The sequence below is a fragment of the Enterococcus pallens ATCC BAA-351 genome (genome assembly GCF_000407485.1).
Taxonomy (GTDB): Bacteria; Bacillota; Bacilli; order Lactobacillales; family Enterococcaceae; genus Enterococcus_A; species Enterococcus_A pallens.
Map to the genome: position 1 here is coordinate 277,410 of NZ_ASWD01000002.1, position 18,977 is coordinate 296,386.

Here is an 18,977-nt window from a genome sequence, read left to right on the forward strand (position 1 = left end):
CCTACCTTACAAATCGCCGCAGACGATTCACCACAAATTCTGTTGCCAGAACCATCAGCACTAAAATAATAATCAGGGACAGGGCTTCATGGTATTTAAACAGCCGAATATTGGTTTGAATCATGATCCCGATACCGCCAGCTCCTACCATCCCCAGAATTGAAGATGCTCGAATATTGATTTCAAAAGAAAACAGGGTCCAGTTAATCCAAGAAGGAATGAACTCTGGAATCAGGCCATGAAACAAAATTTGCCAATAAGAGGCACCGCTGGCCCGCAGTGCTTCCAGCTTACTGCCGGCAATTTCGTCAATCGAATCTGCATAAGATCGGGCCAGGAAACCTAATGTGGCGATAATCAATGCCAGCAGCCCTACCATATTGCCAATTCCAAAAATGTAAACCAGCAGCGAAGCCCAGACTAACACGGGAATATTTCTTAGAAAAGATATGAACATCCGTACAGCAATTCGCACCCAGCGAAAGGGATTGGTTTGCTCTGACATCAACAAGCCAAAAACAAAGGCTAAAATTGCTGAAAAGTAAGTCCCTACTACCGCAAACAGAATTGTTTCAACAATCAACGGCACATAGGTAGGCAGCTGACTAAAGTTGGCTGGCAGAAAATTGGTTAAAAAGAAGTGGAAGAAACCCGGAAAGGCCAGCAATGCCTCAAACACATTCACCTTTAAGTAGGCAAAAGCGAAAATAACCACAGCTAGAATCCCCATATACTTCATGATTGCTGAAAATTTCCGCTGGTCAGTCAAAACCACCTTATGACTAGATTTCTCCATAAGCCAAGCTTCCTTCCTCCATCACTGAAGCTGTTTTGCGCAGCTTCATTTGTTCTTCCTTACCTTGATAAATCATCGCAGTTGTTTGATCATCTAGTTCCTCGGGTTTGCCATCGAAAACGACTTTCCCTGCTTGAATGCCAATAATACGTGTCGCATATTTTTTGGCAAAATCAACCTGGTGCAGGTTTACAATGCAGGTAATGCCACGTTCCTTCGTGACATCCTGTAAATAATCCATCACAATATTAGCAGAATTAGGGTCCAAGGAAGCAATCGGCTCATCCGCCAAAATCAGCTTAGGATGCTGCATCATTGCCCGGCAGATGCCCACCCGCTGCATTTGTCCACCAGATAAGTCATTAGCCCGCTGGTAAATTTGCTGGCTCAGTCCGACCTTGTTTAATAAATCCACGGCCTCCTGCTTGTCACTTTCAGAATAGAGGCTAAACAAACTCTTGGCAAAGGAGATTTTCCCCAGTCGGCCATGTAGCACATTTTTGATCACGTTGGTACGGCCAATCAAGTTGTAATGCTGGAAAATCATGCCGATGTCTGAACGCTGGCGCTTCAATTCGCGGCCTTTAATCTTTTCCATGTGGGCACCATCAAAAATAATTTCGCCTTCTGATGGATCAATCATGCGATTAATTGAACGGATAAAGGTGGACTTGCCTGCCCCCGATGGTCCAATTACAACAATGAATTCTCCTTTATTAATGGTTAAATTAATATCCTTCAACGCATACTTTTTCTTGTCATAGGTTTTGCCTACATTTTTTAATTCCAGCAGCTTTTCTGTCATTATTCTGTCTCCTCAATGTTTAAGGTTTCGACCATTTCTTTTACAACGTCGTAATCTTCATCCTTGGCTTCCACAAAACGAACATCCTTACTGCCGTATAAGGTTTCAAAATAGTCGCCATTTTCATAATTCAAGTAGAAGTCTTTGATTTTGTCCTTCATTTCCTGCGGCAAATCCGCGCGGATAACAAAGCAGGCATTCGGAATAACATCTGTTTCGCCAACGATTCGAACATCATCTTCCTTCATCATACCGGCTTCCACCAGCTGAGGAATAATCTGTTCAGCCACAGCAGCTGCTTCATAGTCGCCTTTGATAACCCCCATAATACTGGAGTCATGCTTGCCAGAATAAGCGACTGTTTTGAAGAAATAATCTGGATTTTCCAGCTGATCTGGATCAAGATCCAATTCATTAACTAATTTTGATTTAGGAAACATGTAACCGGAAGAAGAAGCTGGATCAACAAAGGCAAAGGTCTTCCCCTTCAAATCTTCCAAGGACTGGGTTTCTTTGTCATCCTTATTCACAATGAACACGGTTCGGTAAGGCTTCTCAACCATTGAGGTGGTTGTCACCAGCGGTTCAACCCCGGCTACTTTTTTTGCTTGGTAATAGCTCATAGGAGTAACTAACAGGACATCTAATTTGCCTGCCTTCATGGCTTCAATTCCGACCGAATATTCTGCGCCCTCTAGTTCTTCTATCTCGATACCTAATTCTTTTTCCATATCCTTGCGAAACTGATCATTTTTGCTTCCTGCATCAGGATTGGTTTCATCCGGCATTTGAACAATTGTCAATTTATCTACTTCATCTGCAGCTGTCGCCGATTGATCATTTCCGCAACCAGTCATAGCTGCCAAAGCTGTGCCACATAGTAATGCCAAAACGGCTAGTTTTATTTTCTTCATTTTTTTAAAAGCTCCTTTTTTAAGTTTCAGTAGTATACCACTGAACAACTGTAGTATACTGTTGATGAAGAGCAGGAATCATCAAGATTCCGTAGTTTTTTTGTAAATTCTATGTAAAGGAATGAATGTCATGACTCAATCGATTGAATCCAGTGCGTACCAGGAGATCAAGCAAGCCATTCTTTATGGTCGGATTGAACCGGATGAAATTTTATCTGAGGCTTCTTTATCCAAAAAGCTGGGCCACAGCCGAACGCCGATCCGCTCTGCCTTGAAACAGCTGGAGCAAGAAAAGCTGGTAGTTTACAAGAAGAATCGCGGCGTGACTTTGCGTGAGGCTAGTGTGAAGGAAATGGTGGATGTAACTCAGATTTGTGTCGAGTGGATGATTTTGGCCACCAAAAAAGCCCAAACCGGACTAAGCATTCTTGATGTAGATGCTATCCAGGAACGACTAACTGCAGCCAAAAATTATCGCGCAGCTTTAGACTATGCGCAATATATTAATCAAATGCCCAAGGTTTACACCAAAATTATGGAAGCAGCCGGCAACGAATTGCTGATTCCTACCTATGAAAATCTGTGGGCCCGAGTAATCAGCACCTCTTTGTATCGCAAAATGGCGGATCCTCACAATTCACCAAAGAAAACGATCAGCACCGTTCAATTCTTTCAGGAATACTTGGCGCTGATTGAGAACAATCAGTTTGATCAAGCGATTGCTAAATTAATGGATTATCAAGAATACGCCAATCATCAAATTCTGCACTACGGCACCCTTTAGAAAAATTAAAAAAAGGTCGAATGATTTCAGTACTTCTACAAGTACCGGCTCATTCGGCCTATTTATGCTAATCTATCGATTGCCTGCTGGATTTCCTTCAGCGCTGCTTGATCTTGTTCTATTCGCTGTAATTCCTGCAAGTTCTCTAACCAAATGTCCGCTTCTTTCCCAACCGACCAATCGCTCAGGCTGCTGTTCCTCGAATTACCAGACGAACATCTTCCTTAGCTACCTTGAACAAGTCGGGTAAAGCGGAACGATCACCTAGGTTCGCTCTGGATATATCCGTTCCTTAATCACCGAATGCTCAAAACCTGAAGTGTAGGCTCATTCCTGCAAGGAAGCTTCCAATTCAGTGAACGGCTCCGCAGAAGCAAAGCCGATTTTATCAATTCCCAGCCGTTGACTTTCAGCGATGATTTTTCTTTAAGGGTCATTCTATAACTCCTCCCTTTAAGCTTGGTTATAACGGAGGAGCCTAATTTTTACGAAAAAAAGAGGACCCGCTGCGGCTTTTTTATGCCATCAGCGAGTACCTCTTTTTTATGCTGCTCTTTTTGCTTCCAATTCCTGTTTAATTTGCGGATAAATGCTGTCCAGCTGATAGAAAAGCATGGTCACAATGGAACCGATAATCAGCAGCAAAGGAATATACCCATACATGGCCTTGATTGCCCATACCGCCTGCGAACTTTGAGCTGCAGCCCCTGGTGTGTAATTTCCCCAAGCCAGTAAGGCTCCGGCGATCCCGCCAGATAAAGCTTGTGCCACCTTTCCTAAAAAACCGTTGATGGCCGAAAGTGAACCAGAAACGTTCACGCCGGTTTTCCATTCGCCGTAGTCCACTGGATCCGCCTGCATGGAGAAGTAAATACTTTCCTTCACGCCATAACCAATCGCTGAGACTACCGCTCCCGACAGGATAATCAAATGATTCACATCTCCCAGCAAAATAATCACAATTCCTAACGCCTGAACAACTGAAGCAGAAACATACAGATTCCGTTTACCTAGGCGTTTTGCCAAAAACGGCACGAAGAAGTTTGCAACCATTGGGACAATCGACATAATCGTTGCCACCGAAATCGATAAGGCGCGACTGCCTACCACCACCGTATAGTAATAAACTAAAGCACTGGTTTGAATAAAGAATCCGGTCCACATAAAGAGAATGTTCAAAGCAAAAATCAACCAAGGCTTGTTTTGCTTTAGGCTGGTAAAAATTTCTTTCACCGAAGCCTTCTCGGGGTTAATCGTCGCAGTTTCCCGAACACTAAAGAAGGTAAAGAAAAACAGCAGGCAGCCGATTACGCCAAAAATCGCCATCACAATTTTAAAGCCCACCGCTTGATTGTCCCCACCGAAGTAATTGACTAGCACTAAGGCAGATGAGCTAACTACGGTTGCTCCCATGAAGCCAAAGAATTTCCGGGAGGTCGATAAAGCGGTTCGTTCCTCCGTATCGTTCGTCAAGCTAGGCAGGATCGAAGCCATGGGTACATTCACGATCGTATAAGCCAACGAAAGACCAAAGTAAGTAATGTAGGCATATATCAATTTGCCATGAGCCGAAATATCCGGCACGTTAAAACAAAGAAAGGCAAACAAGGCAAAGGGCACCGCCCCAAAAAGAAAATACGGACGGGATTTGCCCCAACGGGTGTGGGTGTGATCAATTAAATAGCCAACCAACAGATCGGTGATTCCATCCACGAAGCGGGTCAAAACAAACATCAAACTAATCGCCGAAGCACTCAGCTGCATAATGTCAGTGTAAAAGAACAATAAATACAGCGAAATCATCTGCCAAATTAAATTACATGCCAAATCAGAAACGCCATAACCAATACGCTGCTGCCACTTTGAGATTGGTTTATCCGTCTGTGTACTCATTTTCAAAGACTCCATCTTCTTTCCCCATTTCTGTTGGTCTTACTTTATATATTTCTTGATTAAATATGCGGGTGTACAGCTCCAAGCATGGCAATAGCTGCTGATAATCGGACTGCCATAAGGTGAGAAGTCCAAATCCTCTGGCTTAAAGGCTTCCCAGAAAGTATCGGCCCCCATGCTGATCATCTTGCCCCAGTAATCCTTCATTAATTGCACTGCTGCTTCTGGCAATCCAGCCACAAACAGTGCCTCTACTACATGATGATACATGTACGGTGTACCAAAGCCGGTAATCGGAAATTGTTCTTTGATGGTTGTTTCCATAATTTCCTGATTAGTTTTAGTATCCATCACTTCAGCTAAAACCATCCAGACCTGACTGGCCACGTTTACTTCGCCACTGTCCTCAATTACAAATTGTTTTTTCGCTGCATCATACAAAGCGGTTTTAGCAAAGCTTTCTAATTTTTGGCAAGCTTCTTGATACTGGGCTAACTGCTGATCCTGCATTTTTTCCGCCAATTGGATAAAGCGTTTGATTGCATAAATCATGACGGCCTGCCCTGCAGTTGCTTTGTCAAAGTCGTTGGACCAATCAATAAATACTGGCCAATCTTCCGTTAACACTAAACGACCAGCTTCATCCACCTGCTGCAAAGCTAAATCTATTCCTTTTTTCGCTGCTGGATATAAATCCTGCAAAACCGCTTGATCTTGGGTATGTTGGACATAATCAAACAAGATCGTAGAAAAGAACAAGCTATAATCAAAGAGGAAGGTATCATCCGGTGTTAAATTAGGCTCGGTAAAAACGTTAGCCGGAATCTTGCCTTCGTCCGTCGTCATCCCGCCAAACAGATACATACAACGTTTCGTCAAAGCTAAATCATCAAAGGTGGCATAATTTGCTAAAGCCTGCAAGCGCAAATCGCCAATCCATAACCGGCGATCCCGTTTAGGTCCATCCTCAAAGACTGTTTGCATACAATCCTGCAGCGTTTTAACTGAAATATTGTAGATCGCCTCTAATTCCTTGTCCTCAATCACAGGCTGCGGCAGCTGTTCCATTGATACGCTGCTTTCTGCTGTGAAGGTAGGATTGCTGAAGCTGGCCTTCCATTTTGGCGAAGTATCAATCACACTCAGCTCGATATAGCGGCAGCTGTAGCGACGCGGCATTGCTAAGGTTGCCGGCAGCACATCCAGATGCACAAATTCCTCCTGAATCCATGACCGTGACAGCCAACCGTCATAGTCGGCGGACTCCGCCACGATTTCGGCCGGTACTTCGGCGAATTTTAACCGTAGATACAATGGCGCATCCATCGGCGAACCCACTGAATCAATATCAATGGTAAATTTCCCAACGTAATGATCGCCTAAGTCTAAGACGATTTTTTCATCTCGCCCCAGCGTATACTCAGGCAGCTGTCCAATGTTTTTCTCACTAACTACTGATTTGAAACCGTTGACACTTTTCCCATCAGGGACGATTTCGGCAATCGCAGTGGGTGTCACCGTTGTCTGAATCAAATCAGGCGTGTTGCTTTCCGCCTTGGCTAGTAGTTTTTCGTCGTGGTTCCAAACCACATCCTGATTAATTTGAAATGTAAATGCCATCTTTTTCCCTCCATGAATGGAGAAGCAATCCCTTGATTACTTCTCCGATTATTATCCTTAAACGGTTGCATCCTTCAGTTTTGATTCTTCGGTTGCTTGCTGCTCGCCAACGCCATGTTTCTTCTGCAGGCGCATCATGATCACTCCAGCAATTGTTGCCAGCAACACGATTCCGGCAAAGCCGTACATTGATGTTTGAATCCGGTCAGGTGCTACTAAAAATGGGGTTACGAAGGCAAACAAGCCGCAGCACATCCGAGAAAATCCGTTGATAAAGCCTTGTAATGATGCCCGAACCTCTGCTGGGAAGGACTCTTGAGTCCATACCTTGTAAATGGCTTCGCCAGCCAAAGGATTCCCAAAGTTGTAAAAAGCAATCGTGATTGCTAAAGCGATAAAGCCGGCACCGCCGCCAATTAAGGCCATACCCAGCATAGCTGCGAACTGAACAAATGCGCCAATAAAGAATGCTTTGTTGCGGTATTTCCCACCAGCCACTGAAGCAAAAACAATTGTTGTAGCTAAGGAAACAATGTTTAGAACAATTCCCAAACCAGTTGCTTGGGTTTGACTAGCCCCTGCATTGGTTAAGGCATAGGTTTGAAATTGGCCCCAAGTATTCGCCAGTAAATTCCAGCATACATAGAAAATTAAGATTGCGGCGAAGAAGCCCAGGTATTTGTTTTTATTTTGACCAAACAAGACCGTTTTGAAGGAAACTTCCTGCGGTGCATTTTGAATTGCTTTTTGTGCTAATTGACGAGCAGTCCCTTCTTCGTGAAACCGTTTGAACTTTTGTGAAAATGAACGCCATAACCAAGTAATTAAGGCAAAGGCAAACAAAATTCCAAAAACAATTCTTGCCCCTAAGACCCCTTCGATTCCTGAAAGCAGGAAGGAACAAATATACGAAATAAAAACCCCAATTTGCCAAAAAATCTGAGTAGAGGATACCAGCTGAGCCGAGGTTTGTTCATCCGGTGCATCATGGGAAACGACGGTTAAGCTGATTGGTAAATCGGCTCCAGAAGAAATTCCCATCACAATCACACCCGCTAATAGCATCGCAAAGCTATTTGACAGAATACATACACCAGCACCAATTGCGTAAAATAAATTCAACCAGTTAAACGAACGAATAAGACCGAAACCTTTAGTAATCTGACCGGCAAATAATGACCCGAAGGCAATCGCAAAGGTTAATCCTCCAGAAATAATTCCAACCTGACCAGCTGTCAATTCTAATCCCTTTTGCCAGACTGGAATAGTCGCTGACAAACCCACAATACAGCCTGATCCTAACATTGAGCCGATTCCAGCAGCTGTTGCTAATGGCGAATATTCCTTCACCAGTGTTGAGCTCTTTTGCTTACTCACAGTTAAACACTCTCCTTAAGTTCTATAATTTATTTGATTAACTACTTGAATTGTAAGCGCCTTACCGTTTTTCAGCTATTGCAAAATCCCACACATTTCTTATCCATTTCACAGATGAAGACAAAAAAACAAGAAGTACCGATCAAACGTACTTCTTGCTTTTCTTATGTTATATCCTTTGATAAAATCGCCGTTCTTAGCTCTTTTGGTGTTAAATCAGTGTATTTAGCAAACAGCTTATACAAGGAAGGGACTGTTTCAAAGCCGATCTCATAGGAAATCTCTTCAAAGCTTTTATCCGTTTCCTCCATCAATTCCAGCGCTGTCTGATACCGCAGCGAATTAATCAGCTCCTGAAAAGAACGGCCAGTTTCCTTCTTCAATTTGTTGCTGATGTAATTGGAATTATAGCCAAAATGCCGCGACAGCTCCGAAAGGGTTAAAGATGCATAATTCGCTTCAATATAGCGCAGGATGTTTAAAATTTCATCATCCCGTTCGCTGTATTGCTCCAAGCTGTCCTCCTCAATCACGCGAGTCAGCTCAATCATTAACAGGGACAGCCATAAATTCATCGCCCGCATGTAATAATTCTTTTTGCTGAAATATTCCAGCATCATTTGATGAATAATCGACTGCACGGCTGGATTATCGCCACTATGGAAATGAATAAAGGCATCGTGACTGCCATAATCGTTGGAGGCATTCATCAGAAACTCATTCACCAGCCCGTTAGATTTCACCATGTTCACCACAATCTCGGTGGTGATGGAGTCATCCCGCAATAAAATATTGATTAAAATATCATCCTCACCCAGCGCGTCAATCCGCTGAACAATTTCCTTATCAATCAGCAGAATTTCGCCTTCCTGCAGTTCAATCCGTTTGTCATTGATATACTGCACACAGCTGCCGGAAAACATGTAATTGAATTCCACAAATTCATGGGTATGCGCTGGCATCTCAGAATAGCGATGGTGCTTGTTTATAAAAATATTTCCCTCTTTGAAAAAGGACTTGCCCGGCATTTTAGGCACCGCCTCTTCATCATAAGGCAAATGCTGGTCATTAACATTGTAGCCTTCAATTCGCTGCTCCCGCTCAATCGCATTCTCAGCCCACAGCTGTCTTTTCAGTTCATTCAAATCCATGTGCTTCCCCCCTGCCATTCCGCTTTATTATAAACGTTTTCAATCAAAAAATGAACGCACAAAAAAACAGAAGCAACCAGCACTGCTTCTGTTTTCTATTTAAACTTATCATAAGGAGGATACAAAATTAAGGGATATCAATCGTTACTTGAACTGTTTGCAGAGGAACATCGTAAAAGCGATCTTCCCGACGGCCGAGAAAATCCTTGGCCTGCTGCGGGAATAAGGCATACATCAGAACATCTTCCTCTGATTTAGCGTATTCCTTGATTTCTTCTCGGAACGCTGGCAGCTGCGGCTCAATTAAGTCAGCCGGACGATTGGTAATCACTGCTTCGTCACCGATAATTTTTTCTTGTACTGCCGGATCAATTGGTGCTGGCGGACGGCCATAGAGCCCACGCACATAATCTTTGATTTCAGAAGGAACCAGTTTATAGCGTTCCTTGGATATAACATTCATTAGGGCTTGCGTTCCCACCATTTGCGACAACGGTGTAACCAATGGCGGATAGCCTAGATCGGCCCGAACCTTTGGCACTTCACTTAGGACTTCTTCATATTTATCCTGCATGCCCTGCTCAGTCAACTGACTTAGCAGATTGGACAACATGCCGCCAGGTACTTGATAGATCAAGGTTTTTGGTTCGATGTCCTTCACTTTAGGATTCAGAATGCCTTCATCACGGAAACGATCGCGAATCGGATTGAAGTAATTAGCAATTTCGCTCACTTTATCCATCTTCAAGCCTGTGTCAAAGCCTAGTTCTTCTAGCGCTAATGCCATTGATTCGGTTGCAGGCTGACTCGTACCGCTGGAGAAGGATGAAATAGCCGTATCGATAATATCCGCACCTGCTTCAGCAACCTTCAAATAGGTCATTTCTGAAATACCACTAGTGGCATGGGTATGAACTTCTAGCGGCAAATCAATTCGATCCTTGATCCGGCTGACTAGCTCAAACCCAGTCTGGGGCGTTAAAACACCCGCCATATCCTTAATACAAATTGAGTCAGCGCCTAAATCAGCCATTTCCTTCGCCAGCTTTACAAAATAATCCACCGTATGGATGTCGCTGGTAGTATAGGATATCGCGGTTTGGCAATGTCCGCCAGCTTCTTTGGCTGCCACAATAGAGGTAGTCAAATTACGCGTATCGTTTAATGCATCGAATACTCGAATGATATCAATCCCATTTTTAATGGATTTTTCAACAAAATCACGAACAACATCATCGGCATAGTTTTTGTAGCCTAATAAATTTTGACCCCGCAGCAGCATTTGCAGCTTGGTATTTTTGACTTCTTTGCGGATCAAGCGCAGTCTTTCCCATGGATCTTCATTCAAAAAGCGAATGCATGAATCAAAGGTGGCACCGCCCCACATTTCCAGCGAATGATAGCCTGCTTCATCTAAGGTTTTTAAAATCGGCAGCATATCCTCCGTTGGCATGCGCGTTGCGATTTGGCTTTGTTGACCATCCCGCAGTACGGTTTCCATGAACTGGATTTTTTTAGCCATGTTTCAACTCCTCTTCCTTTTCAACAATTTCAGCAATCGCCTGCTGCATTTCTAGAATGGAATGGGCTCTGGAACGGCCGCATTCCTTGGCATCCTTGTCACAAATAAAACAACGACGCGGGGCAAAGCCCAGCTCCTGTCTGCTGATGCTTTTAATTTTATCTCCCTCCTGCCACAGCACATCCAGGTCAACTAATCGACCATAAGGATGCTCTTCCTCAATCTGAACCATCTTGCTCTTCAGCTCTTGAGGCGCCAGCGGCAGCAGCAGATAATATTCCAGCCCCGTATTTTTCTCCCAATATAGATTGGCATTGGGAGAAATTCCGGTTAATTCCTGTTCAATTGCTTCAGTGATTGTTTTAAATATTTCCTCTAGCTTCACTGACGTCTTCACTGGACCAGGAATATTCATCGTCGCGCAAAGCAATGAACTCTGGTTGTCGGCGTGCAGCAAATCCTGTTGCATTGCCGCACGTTCTTCCCGGCTTTCCAGCATTTCCTCCAGTGAGATGTCTGGGCCGTTGAAGAGGTCATCAAACGTTTTTGACGACATCAATAATGGTCCCATCACGATATTCGATCAGCGCTACTACTTTGTCTCCGTATTGAATTGGCTCAGGATCCCCTACGATACTGTAAGCCTGCTCTTTTAGCTCTTCAATCGTGTATTGCGGTACAGCTAAATCTTTAAAGTGCTCAATCAGGTCCTGACGTTTTGGATTGATGGCAATCCCTACCTCGGTAATGACCACATCGATACTGTCACCAGGTGTAATTACCGTATTTACTTCATCCACGATTGTCGGAATTCTTCCCCGAATCAGCGGTGAAATCACCAAGCTCATCTTGCAGGCCATACTTGTATCGGAATGTCCGCCAGATGCCCCGCGAATTACGCCATCTGAACCGGTCATAACATTAATATTGAAGTTGGTATCAATTTCCAAAGCCGATAAAATCGCTGTATCCAGCTGATTGATAAATGATCCTTTGCTTAAAGGTGAAGCATACATGTTGGCATCAATTTCGTAATGCTGCGCATTTTTACCTAAGGATATCGCAGATGGATGATCGAAATCTTGGACGTCGATAATCTTTTCAACTAAGCCTTCCTCCAGCAATTCAACCATAGCGTTGGTAATACCGCCTAGTGCAAAGCTGGCCTTAATGCCGTCTTCAATCATGGCTTCCCGTAAGAAACGTGAAACTGCTAAGGACGCGCCGCCGGTTCCTGTTTGGAAAGAGAAGCCTTCTTTGTAATAAGGTGAACCGGTAATGACTTTAGCAGCATATTCGGCGATTAATAATTCTTTCGGATTCTTAGTGAAACGCGTCGCGCCTTTGGCAATCCCTTTTGGATCCCCGATCGCCTCTACTTCCACCACAAAATCCACATCTGTTTGAGGAATACTAATTGGTGTATTTGGGAATGGCACCAAGGTATCGGTAATGATGACCACTTGATCCGCATATTTCGCGTCCACCATAGCATAGCCTAATGAACCACAGGTAGCTTTGCCGACTGTTCCGTTAGCATTTCCGTAAGCATCTGAGCTAGGCGCTCCTAAGAAGGCCACATCAATATGAATGTCCCCCGCAGCAACTGCACGTGCACGTCCACCATGGGAACGAATTACTACAGGATTTTCCATAATCCCTTCCGAAATCGCAGCACCAACTTTATCTCGCAGGCCGCTAGAAGTGATATTGGTAATTACGCCATTTTTGATATGGTCAATCAACGGTTCATGCACATTGGCAATGGAGCTGGGTGCAATCGAAAGATTCTTAATCCCCATGTCCGCAATTTCCTGCATAACCATGTTCATCACATAGTCGCCTTCCCGGAAATGATGATGGAAGGAGATGGTCATGCCGTCCTTCAAACCGGTTTTTTCAATGGCTTCTCGTAAGCTGCCCACTAATTTTTGATCCCGTGGACGTTTAGGCTGAATGTGACGGCTAGCTTCTTGATAAGCATCAATATGAGCTAGTTCACCTTCGTATACACCATACTGATCCGCATAGACCTGAGGAATATCGCGATTCACTTTATTCATTACCATAATTAAATCTCCTCCTCGGTAATTAATTTTGCTGCTTTGGCTAAAGCAATCACTCGTTCTGCCCGTTCAACAATTGGTTTATCAATCATTTTACCGTTTAGCGAAATGACACCGGAGCCTTTTGCTTCAGCTTCACGAATTGCCCAAATGACTTCCTTGGCGTTTTGAATTTCTTTAGCGGTTGGCGCATAAATACTATTAACCAAAGGAATTTGGCGTGGGTTGATGACAGATTTTCCGTCAAAGCCTAGCTGTTTAATTAAGCGAACTTCGTCTTTGAAGCCTTCTGTGTTGTCCACATCTGAATAAACCGTATCAATCGCTGCAATTCCCGCTGCTCGTGCCGCATGCAAAATCATGCTGCGGGCAAAGAACAATTCCTGCCCATTAGGATAGCGGCGCGTTTTCATATTCGTCACATAGTCTTCCGCTCCTAAAGCGATACCAATTAGCCGCTCAGAAGCTTTAGCAATCTCGCGAGAATTCAGTACACCCTCAGCTGATTCGATCGCTGCCATCATTTTAGTGGTGCCGACTGGAATCTGATTGTCTTTTTCTACCTGAGTGATCACCGCTTCTACATCCACGATATCCTGAGCCGTTTCCGTTTTCGGCAACCGAATCACATCTACTCCAGCTAATACCATCGCTTCAATATCCAACGCACCGACAGTATCCAGACCGTTGATACGAACGACTGTTTCAACTTTGCTGTAATCAAAGGTTTTTAGCGCAAAGTGCACCAAGGTACGAGAAGAATCCTTTTCTTTTAAAGAAACCGCATCCTCTAGGTCGAACATAATCGAATCTGCTCCATATAAAGGGGCATCTCTTAACATAGCTGCATTGGCACCTGGCACAAACATCATTGTTCTTCTTAAGCGTTCCATGAGTCGATCTCCTTCCAGTTGTAGGCTTTTTGATCGGCTGCCCGATAAGCAGCGGTTACCGTACGGGCTTGAATGGTACAATCCAATGCGCCCTTATCCACCGCTACAACCTTGGCTGAAGTAATCCCCAGCTTTTCCAGCGTTTCCTTGATTACCTGGCGAATCTGATCACCAAACTGCTTTTCTACACTGCTGTCCAATTCGATTTCAATTGTTGAGCCTTCATGAGGATCAAGCGTAATCATAATGTCGCTTGATTCAACTGTACCGGCTACCGCACTCTTAGTAATTTCCACTGAACTCCACCTCTATTTTCTTGATTTTTTTCAAATAGTCATAGGTTGTTTTAGGAACAAGATGGGTTAACAATTCGACATCTTTTTCCTTTAATGCTTTACGTACATTGGTTGCACTAATTGCTGCACCTTCCACTTCCTTGCGAGGAACAATTACCAGCTCCAGCTCTTGGCCAAAAACCTCCTGCAATGAACGATTGTAGACCTCCGTTACTGGTGAAAATGGCTCCTCCCCAACAAAGCGGGAGCGAATATTCAAAATCGGTGCAATTTTTTCTTTAAACAGTTGAGCATCAACCGCGGCCTGAGTTTTGGCTACGGCTAGCGGTGCATTCTCTTTTAAGAAATAAGCTGGAAAGGTCGCTGTCGATACCATATAATCACGGCTAGGCAGGACAGTTACATTATCCAAATGGCTGACACCCAGCTTCACCATGTTCATTCGATCCTCACTAGAAAAATCCGAGCGATCCTCAGATAGAACAAAAACATAGACATGATCGCTCTTAGCTGCGGCCGTTTCCACTAAAAATTGATGCCCTTTAGTAAAAGGATTGGCATTCATGACAATACTGCTGGCTGTCCCTGTATGACGATGTTTCTCTAAGAGCTCCTGGTAGTCGTCAATATTAGGTGAGCCCTGCTCTGTAAACAGCACCGATTCGTTTTCTACTATCGTATGGAACCCCAGTGAGTGAAAAATTTTCGCCTCACTAGGTTTGGTATACAGGAAGTAATGATTCAGATCTTTTTCCCGCATCCGTTCCATTAAATGAATCATGATTTGAGTTAACAGGTTTTCTGACTGGTATTCTTTATCTACCGCTAAGCACTTAATAATGTTCTTTTGATAAGATCCTGAAGCAACCAATTGACCGTCTTTAAGTAGTCCTACTGTGTACTCGACACTTTCCTGCGGGCTTAAGCCGGAACGCTCCATTAGATCCGTCCATTGCTGAAGCATCGCTTTGTCTTTATCCAGCCAGAGCCTTTTTAAATCAAACATTTTAAAATCCCCTTTTTATTTTTTGACTGGGAACAATTTCGCTAACAATTGTGAAGCTACGTAAATAATCAGGATAACGACAAACACGCCGCCCCAACCAAATACCAATAGTTCAAATGACTTCATTAAATCTGCAGACATTCTTTTTTCCCTCCTAAACTAACAAGGCCAACAACAGCCCACCAGCAATAACTGAAGCAATCTGACCAGAAACATTGGCGCCTGCCGCATGCATTAGAATAAAGTTCTGCGGATCTTCCTCTGTTGCCATCTTCTGAATCACGCGACTAGACATCGGAAAGGCTGAAATACCGGCTGCTCCGATCATTGGGTTGATCTTCTCTTTACGGAACAGATTCAGTAATTTGGCGAATAGTACACCACCAACAGAATCCATTACAAAAGCGACTAAACCTAAGCCAATTACCATTAACGTATCTACCTGCAAGAATTCTGCATATTGCATTTTTACGGAAATAGAAAGTCCTAACAAAATACTAATAATATTCACCAGCTCATTTTGAGCAGTTAAGGATAGGCGATCCAATACGCCACACTCTCTTAACAGGTTCCCAAACATCAAGAAACCAACTAATGGCAGTGAAACTGGTGCAATCAGACCTGCAACAATTGAGATGACCACCGGGAATAAAATCTTCGCTGTTTGTGAAACCTCACCGGCACGATAATTCATGCGAATTTGACGTTCTTTTTTCGTCGTTACAGCCTTAATCGCAACTGGCTGAATAATCGGCACTAGTGCCATATAGGAATAAGCGGCTACCATGATGGCGCCCATGTATTTCGAATTCAGGGTATTTGCTACAAAGATGGAGGTTGGTCCATCGGCTGCTCCAATAATTCCAATCGAAGCCGCATCATTCAAATCAAACCCTAACAATACTGCGACAATAATCGTAAAGAAAATACCAAATTGAGCCGCAGCCCCAAATAATAGTAGAAACGGATTTTGCAGCAATGGTCCAAAGTCAATCATCGCCCCAATTCCGATAAACAACAGCAAGGGGAATAATTCCGTGCTTATTCCAAAATCAAACAATACTTGGAACGGTCCCGGTTCTCCTGCAGCACTCAACACACCGGAGTTCGGGAAGTTTACTAGGATTGTTCCTAACCCCATCGGTACCAGCAGGGTTGGTTCATATTCCTTCTTGATACCTAAGTACATTAGTACAGCGCCGATCACCATCATGACGATGCGTCCTGGCTCCTGCCCCATGCCTAAAACTCCTTCAATCAATGTTTCCAACAAAAGTCACTTCCTTTTTCCATATTTATTTCTTAACCAACTGTGATCAAAGGATCGCCTGGGTTTACTACATCGCCTTGTTGTACATGAATACCGGTAACGGTACCGTCACTGCTGGCCACAATTTCATTTTCCATCTTCATCGCTTCCAAAATCATTAATGGTTGGTTTTGCTTCACTGCATCCCCTACATTTACTAGAATTTTCAAAATAGCGCCGGGCATTGGTGCTGTCAGCGCATCGGCTCCCGCTGGTGCGGATGCTGCCGCTGGCGCTGCTGGTGCTTCTGCTGCAGGGGCTGCCGCTTGAACTGGTTCAGCAGCTGCAGGTGCCGGAGCTGCTGGAGCAGCCGGTGCTGGCTGAGGAACCCCGCCGATTTCTTCCATTTCTACTAAATATTCTTGACCATCAATTGAGATTTTAAATTTGCGTAACATTTTCTTCCTCCTAATTACTTTCTCTTTGAAATTTTTCGAACACTTAACTGACTGTCTGGATGAGCTCCCGCAGCTAGGCTGGCAGCAATCAACGCTACCTGTTTCGCTTCAGGATTTCGCTTCAAAATCCGCTTCACTACAAACTGACTGTCAGGCTGATCGCCAGTGGCTATGGCGGTGGCAATCAAGCTAACTAACGGATAGCCCTTTGGATCGGTAGCAATAAAAGCTGGCACTTCTTCCCATCCATCGTTATCTTTCGCCGGTGACTCTTCCTTCATACTCTTGGCAGTTGGCTGATCCATTTGTTCAATTTTATTCTTTTTAAAAAACTTATTGAATAAAGACACGTCAATCTCCTTTCCAACTTTATTTGCTTGAGTCCAGATTAAATGATTTCACCAGCAATTGGATAGTCTTAAATCCCGAATTATTGTTCTTTCATTGTTCCTTTTATAGAAAAAAACGGGTAAACTCCTTAAAAACGTTGATTTAATAGGTTTTTCAAGGCGTTAAGATTCTATTAATATCTTGTTAAGTAATCGCTAAGACTATCAGTTGATAATTGTTCTTTTCCTGTTCTTTTTTCCCTTTGGCTCTTTTTTGTGGAGGAAGAATTGATTATTCTATAGGTGCTAAGCGGTTACACACCCACGATAAATAACATAAGTATTATACAAATCAAAAAAAGCTATATTTTATCACCGGGGTTTGTCAACGCTTACAACAAAAAAGAGTTTTAGCTTCATATGAGAAAGGAAGGGAAAAAATGTTATTAACTGTATTGTCTTATTTAATGATTATTGTCTTTATGTTTGTAATCATGAAAAAGAAAATGTCCCCATTTACCTCGCTGGTGGTCATTCCATTAATCTTCACCTTAATTGCCATGGCGGCTGGGGTAGCTGAAAAAGGAAATATCGGGGATTTTGTTTTAGAAGGCATTAGTACAACCTCTACTACAGGTATTATGCTGCTTTTTGCTATTTTATATTTCTCTATTATGTTGGATGCGGGATTATTTGATCCGGTAACCAAGAAAATGATTCACTTTGCCAAAGGCGATCCAATGAAGGTGTTGATCGCAACGGCAGTAGTTGCAGCAGCTGTTTCATTGAATGGTGATGGAACAACCACTACCTTAATCTGTTGTTCAGCTTTTATTCCTATTTATAAGAAACTAAACATGAAAATGATGAACCTAGGTGTCTTGGTTATTCTACAAAACACTATCATGAACCTGCTTCCATGGGGCGGTCCAACAGCTCGTGCGATGGCCGTACTAGAAGTAGACGCCGACATCTTAAGTTATTTAGCACCAGGAATGGTATTATCTATTCTTTATGTAATCTTGTTTGTTGCTCGTCGTATGGGTAAACAGGAACGTGCCCGCTTAGGGATTACTGAATTATCTGATGCTGAAATTGAAGAAATGACTACTGTAACGGATCCAGAAACCTTAGAAATCCGTCGTCCGAAAAACTTTATCTTTAATGGTATTTTGACAATTGGTTTGATTGCCTGGTTAGTAGCTGGATCATTCTATGAGCCAATCGGTTTGCCACCATTATTGTTGTTCTTAGTTGGTACTTGTATCGCTTTAATGGTAAACTATCCAGTGCTGAAGCATCAGTCAGCTCGAATCGGTGCAAACGGCGGGGATGCTGTACAAGTAGTTATCCTAGTATTTGCAGCAGGGGTATTCATGGGCTTGTTCCAAGGCTCAGGAATGGCAACTGCCTTGGCTAACAGCTTCACCACAATTATTCCTAAACAACTAGCTGGCTTCTGGGGTTTAGTAATTGCCTTAATTTCAGCACCAGGTACTTTCTTCATCTCCAACGATGGATTCTACTTCGGTGTATTGCCGGTCTTGGCGGAAGCAGGTCGTGCTTACGGCTTTACCAATATGCAAATGGCTTTAGCCTCTTTAATGGGACAAGCCTTCCACTTATTGAGTCCTTTAGTAGCCTTTATCTATTTATTGCTGCGTCTAACAGGCTTAGACATGGGACAATGGCAAAAAGAATCTGCCAAATATGCATTAGGTATTTTCATAATCTTCATCGTTACCTTAGTATTATTTGGTTATATGCCACTATACATTCCTCAATAAGAAAACCTGCAAGGCCGGATTTCTGGCCTTG

19 protein-coding genes and 1 pseudogene are annotated in these 18,977 nt (G+C 43.4%); 2 read left to right on the plus strand and 18 right to left on the minus strand.

Annotation, left to right across the window (positions count from 1 at the left end; all coding sequences use genetic code 11):
• Position 1: 1 nt before the first annotated feature.
• From phnE to I588_RS08000, 3 genes are read right to left on the minus strand one after another with little or no spacing between them, the layout of a single operon-like run.
• A complete protein-coding gene (phnE, locus tag I588_RS07990) occupies positions 2-796 on the minus strand; it encodes a phosphonate ABC transporter, permease protein PhnE (protein WP_010755552.1) in 795 nt (264 codons plus the stop codon).
• Positions 783-1,601 carry a phosphonate ABC transporter ATP-binding protein gene (gene phnC / locus I588_RS07995; protein WP_010755551.1) on the minus strand — a complete coding sequence of 273 codons (819 nt, stop codon included), beginning with the start codon at positions 1,599-1,601 and terminating at the stop codon, positions 783-785. Before phnC ends, phnE begins: the two co-directional genes overlap by 14 nt.
• Positions 1,601-2,515 carry a phosphate/phosphite/phosphonate ABC transporter substrate-binding protein gene (locus I588_RS08000; RefSeq protein WP_010755550.1) on the minus strand — a complete coding sequence of 305 codons (915 nt, stop codon included), beginning with the start codon at positions 2,513-2,515 and terminating at the stop codon, positions 1,601-1,603. Before I588_RS08000 ends, phnC begins: the two co-directional genes overlap by 1 nt.
• 130 nt (positions 2,516-2,645) lie before the next feature.
• Between I588_RS08000 and I588_RS08005 the strand changes: the two genes are divergently transcribed.
• Complete coding sequence (locus I588_RS08005; protein WP_010755549.1) at positions 2,646-3,299, plus strand: GntR family transcriptional regulator; 654 nt, start codon at positions 2,646-2,648, stop codon at positions 3,297-3,299.
• 267 nt (positions 3,300-3,566) lie between these two features.
• Here the strand turns inward: I588_RS08005 and I588_RS27265 are convergent.
• The 15 genes and pseudogenes from I588_RS27265 to I588_RS08070 form a co-directional block, all read right to left on the minus strand.
• A pseudogene (locus I588_RS27265) lies at positions 3,567-3,719 on the minus strand (tRNA epoxyqueuosine(34) reductase QueG); the annotation flags it as partial.
• Positions 3,720-3,842: 123 nt separating this feature from the next.
• Positions 3,843-5,192: an MFS transporter gene (locus I588_RS08010; RefSeq protein ID WP_010755548.1), complete on the minus strand. Its 1,350-nt coding sequence runs from the start codon at positions 5,190-5,192 to the stop codon at positions 3,843-3,845.
• 39 nt (positions 5,193-5,231) lie between these two features.
• Positions 5,232-6,812: an alpha-L-rhamnosidase-related protein gene (locus tag I588_RS08015; protein WP_010755547.1), complete on the minus strand. Its 1,581-nt coding sequence runs from the start codon at positions 6,810-6,812 to the stop codon at positions 5,232-5,234.
• A gap of 57 nt (positions 6,813-6,869) precedes the next feature.
• Entirely contained in the window at positions 6,870-8,117 is a 1,248-nt protein-coding gene (locus tag I588_RS08020; protein WP_174316922.1) for an MFS transporter, read from the minus strand.
• A gap of 236 nt (positions 8,118-8,353) precedes the next feature.
• Positions 8,354-9,340: an AraC family transcriptional regulator gene (locus I588_RS08025; protein WP_010755545.1), complete on the minus strand. Its 987-nt coding sequence runs from the start codon at positions 9,338-9,340 to the stop codon at positions 8,354-8,356.
• A gap of 127 nt (positions 9,341-9,467) precedes the next feature.
• Positions 9,468-10,862 carry an oxaloacetate decarboxylase subunit alpha gene (locus tag I588_RS08030; RefSeq protein WP_010755544.1) on the minus strand — a complete coding sequence of 465 codons (1,395 nt, stop codon included), beginning with the start codon at positions 10,860-10,862 and terminating at the stop codon, positions 9,468-9,470.
• Positions 10,855-11,418 (minus strand): citrate lyase holo-[acyl-carrier protein] synthase, encoded by a 564-nt coding sequence (gene citX, locus I588_RS08035; protein WP_010755543.1) that lies wholly within the window; start codon positions 11,416-11,418, stop codon positions 10,855-10,857. Before citX ends, I588_RS08030 begins: the two co-directional genes overlap by 8 nt.
• Complete coding sequence (gene citF / locus I588_RS08040; RefSeq protein ID WP_010755542.1) at positions 11,399-12,931, minus strand: citrate lyase subunit alpha; 1,533 nt, start codon at positions 12,929-12,931, stop codon at positions 11,399-11,401. Before citF ends, citX begins: the two co-directional genes overlap by 20 nt.
• A gap of 2 nt (positions 12,932-12,933) precedes the next feature.
• Positions 12,934-13,821, minus strand: a complete 888-nt coding sequence (gene citE / locus I588_RS08045) for a citrate (pro-3S)-lyase subunit beta (RefSeq protein ID WP_010755541.1) — start codon at positions 13,819-13,821, stop codon at positions 12,934-12,936.
• Complete coding sequence (gene citD / locus I588_RS08050; protein WP_010755540.1) at positions 13,809-14,117, minus strand: citrate lyase acyl carrier protein; 309 nt, start codon at positions 14,115-14,117, stop codon at positions 13,809-13,811. The genes citE and citD overlap by 13 nt, the downstream gene beginning before the upstream one ends.
• On the minus strand, positions 14,104-15,123 hold the full coding sequence (gene citC / locus I588_RS08055; RefSeq protein WP_010755539.1) for a [citrate (pro-3S)-lyase] ligase: 1,020 nt from the start codon (positions 15,121-15,123) through the stop codon (positions 14,104-14,106). Before citC ends, citD begins: the two co-directional genes overlap by 14 nt.
• A gap of 15 nt (positions 15,124-15,138) precedes the next feature.
• Complete coding sequence (locus I588_RS28045) at positions 15,139-15,264, minus strand: OadG-related small transporter subunit (protein WP_010755538.1); 126 nt, start codon at positions 15,262-15,264, stop codon at positions 15,139-15,141.
• Positions 15,265-15,277: 13 nt separating this feature from the next.
• Positions 15,278-16,393 carry a sodium ion-translocating decarboxylase subunit beta gene (locus I588_RS08060; RefSeq protein WP_034692558.1) on the minus strand — a complete coding sequence of 372 codons (1,116 nt, stop codon included), beginning with the start codon at positions 16,391-16,393 and terminating at the stop codon, positions 15,278-15,280.
• A 32-nt stretch (positions 16,394-16,425) separates the two neighbouring features.
• Positions 16,426-16,830 carry an acetyl-CoA carboxylase biotin carboxyl carrier protein subunit gene (locus tag I588_RS08065; RefSeq protein WP_010755536.1) on the minus strand — a complete coding sequence of 135 codons (405 nt, stop codon included), beginning with the start codon at positions 16,828-16,830 and terminating at the stop codon, positions 16,426-16,428.
• A 14-nt stretch (positions 16,831-16,844) separates the two neighbouring features.
• Positions 16,845-17,180, minus strand: a complete 336-nt coding sequence (locus tag I588_RS08070) for a hypothetical protein (RefSeq protein ID WP_010755535.1) — start codon at positions 17,178-17,180, stop codon at positions 16,845-16,847.
• Between the two features lie 419 nt (positions 17,181-17,599).
• Here I588_RS08070 and I588_RS08075 point away from each other — a divergent pair, with 419 nt between their 5' ends.
• A complete protein-coding gene (locus I588_RS08075; RefSeq protein ID WP_010755534.1) occupies positions 17,600-18,946 on the plus strand; it encodes a CitMHS family transporter in 1,347 nt (448 codons plus the stop codon).
• The last annotated feature ends 31 nt before the right edge of the window (positions 18,947-18,977 follow it).

Coding starts and splice junctions, on each gene's coding strand:
- I588_RS08000 (WP_010755550.1), bottom strand. CDS start 2,515: ATGAAGAAAATAAAACTAGCCGTTTTGGCATTACTATGTGGCACAGCT.
- I588_RS08015 (WP_010755547.1), bottom strand. CDS start 6,812: ATGGCATTTACATTTCAAATTAATCAGGATGTGGTTTGGAACCACGAC.
- citE (WP_010755541.1), bottom strand. CDS start 13,821: ATGGAACGCTTAAGAAGAACAATGATGTTTGTGCCAGGTGCCAATGCA.
- I588_RS08030 (WP_010755544.1), bottom strand. CDS start 10,862: ATGGCTAAAAAAATCCAGTTCATGGAAACCGTACTGCGGGATGGTCAA.
- I588_RS28045 (WP_010755538.1), bottom strand. CDS start 15,264: ATGTCTGCAGATTTAATGAAGTCATTTGAACTATTGGTATTTGGTTGG.
- I588_RS08075 (WP_010755534.1), top strand. CDS start 17,600: ATGTTATTAACTGTATTGTCTTATTTAATGATTATTGTCTTTATGTTT.
- I588_RS08005 (WP_010755549.1), top strand. CDS start 2,646: ATGACTCAATCGATTGAATCCAGTGCGTACCAGGAGATCAAGCAAGCC.
- I588_RS08025 (WP_010755545.1), bottom strand. CDS start 9,340: ATGGATTTGAATGAACTGAAAAGACAGCTGTGGGCTGAGAATGCGATT.
- citF (WP_010755542.1), bottom strand. CDS start 12,931: ATGGTAATGAATAAAGTGAATCGCGATATTCCTCAGGTCTATGCGGAT.
- I588_RS08010 (WP_010755548.1), bottom strand. CDS start 5,192: ATGAGTACACAGACGGATAAACCAATCTCAAAGTGGCAGCAGCGTATT.
- citC (WP_010755539.1), bottom strand. CDS start 15,123: ATGTTTGATTTAAAAAGGCTCTGGCTGGATAAAGACAAAGCGATGCTT.
- I588_RS08065 (WP_010755536.1), bottom strand. CDS start 16,830: ATGTTACGCAAATTTAAAATCTCAATTGATGGTCAAGAATATTTAGTA.
- phnE (WP_010755552.1), bottom strand. CDS start 796: ATGGAGAAATCTAGTCATAAGGTGGTTTTGACTGACCAGCGGAAATTT.
- phnC (WP_010755551.1), bottom strand. CDS start 1,601: ATGACAGAAAAGCTGCTGGAATTAAAAAATGTAGGCAAAACCTATGAC.
- citX (WP_010755543.1), bottom strand. CDS start 11,418: ATGTCGTCAAAAACGTTTGATGACCTCTTCAACGGCCCAGACATCTCA.
- I588_RS08020 (WP_174316922.1), bottom strand. CDS start 8,117: ATGTTAGGATCAGGCTGTATTGTGGGTTTGTCAGCGACTATTCCAGTC.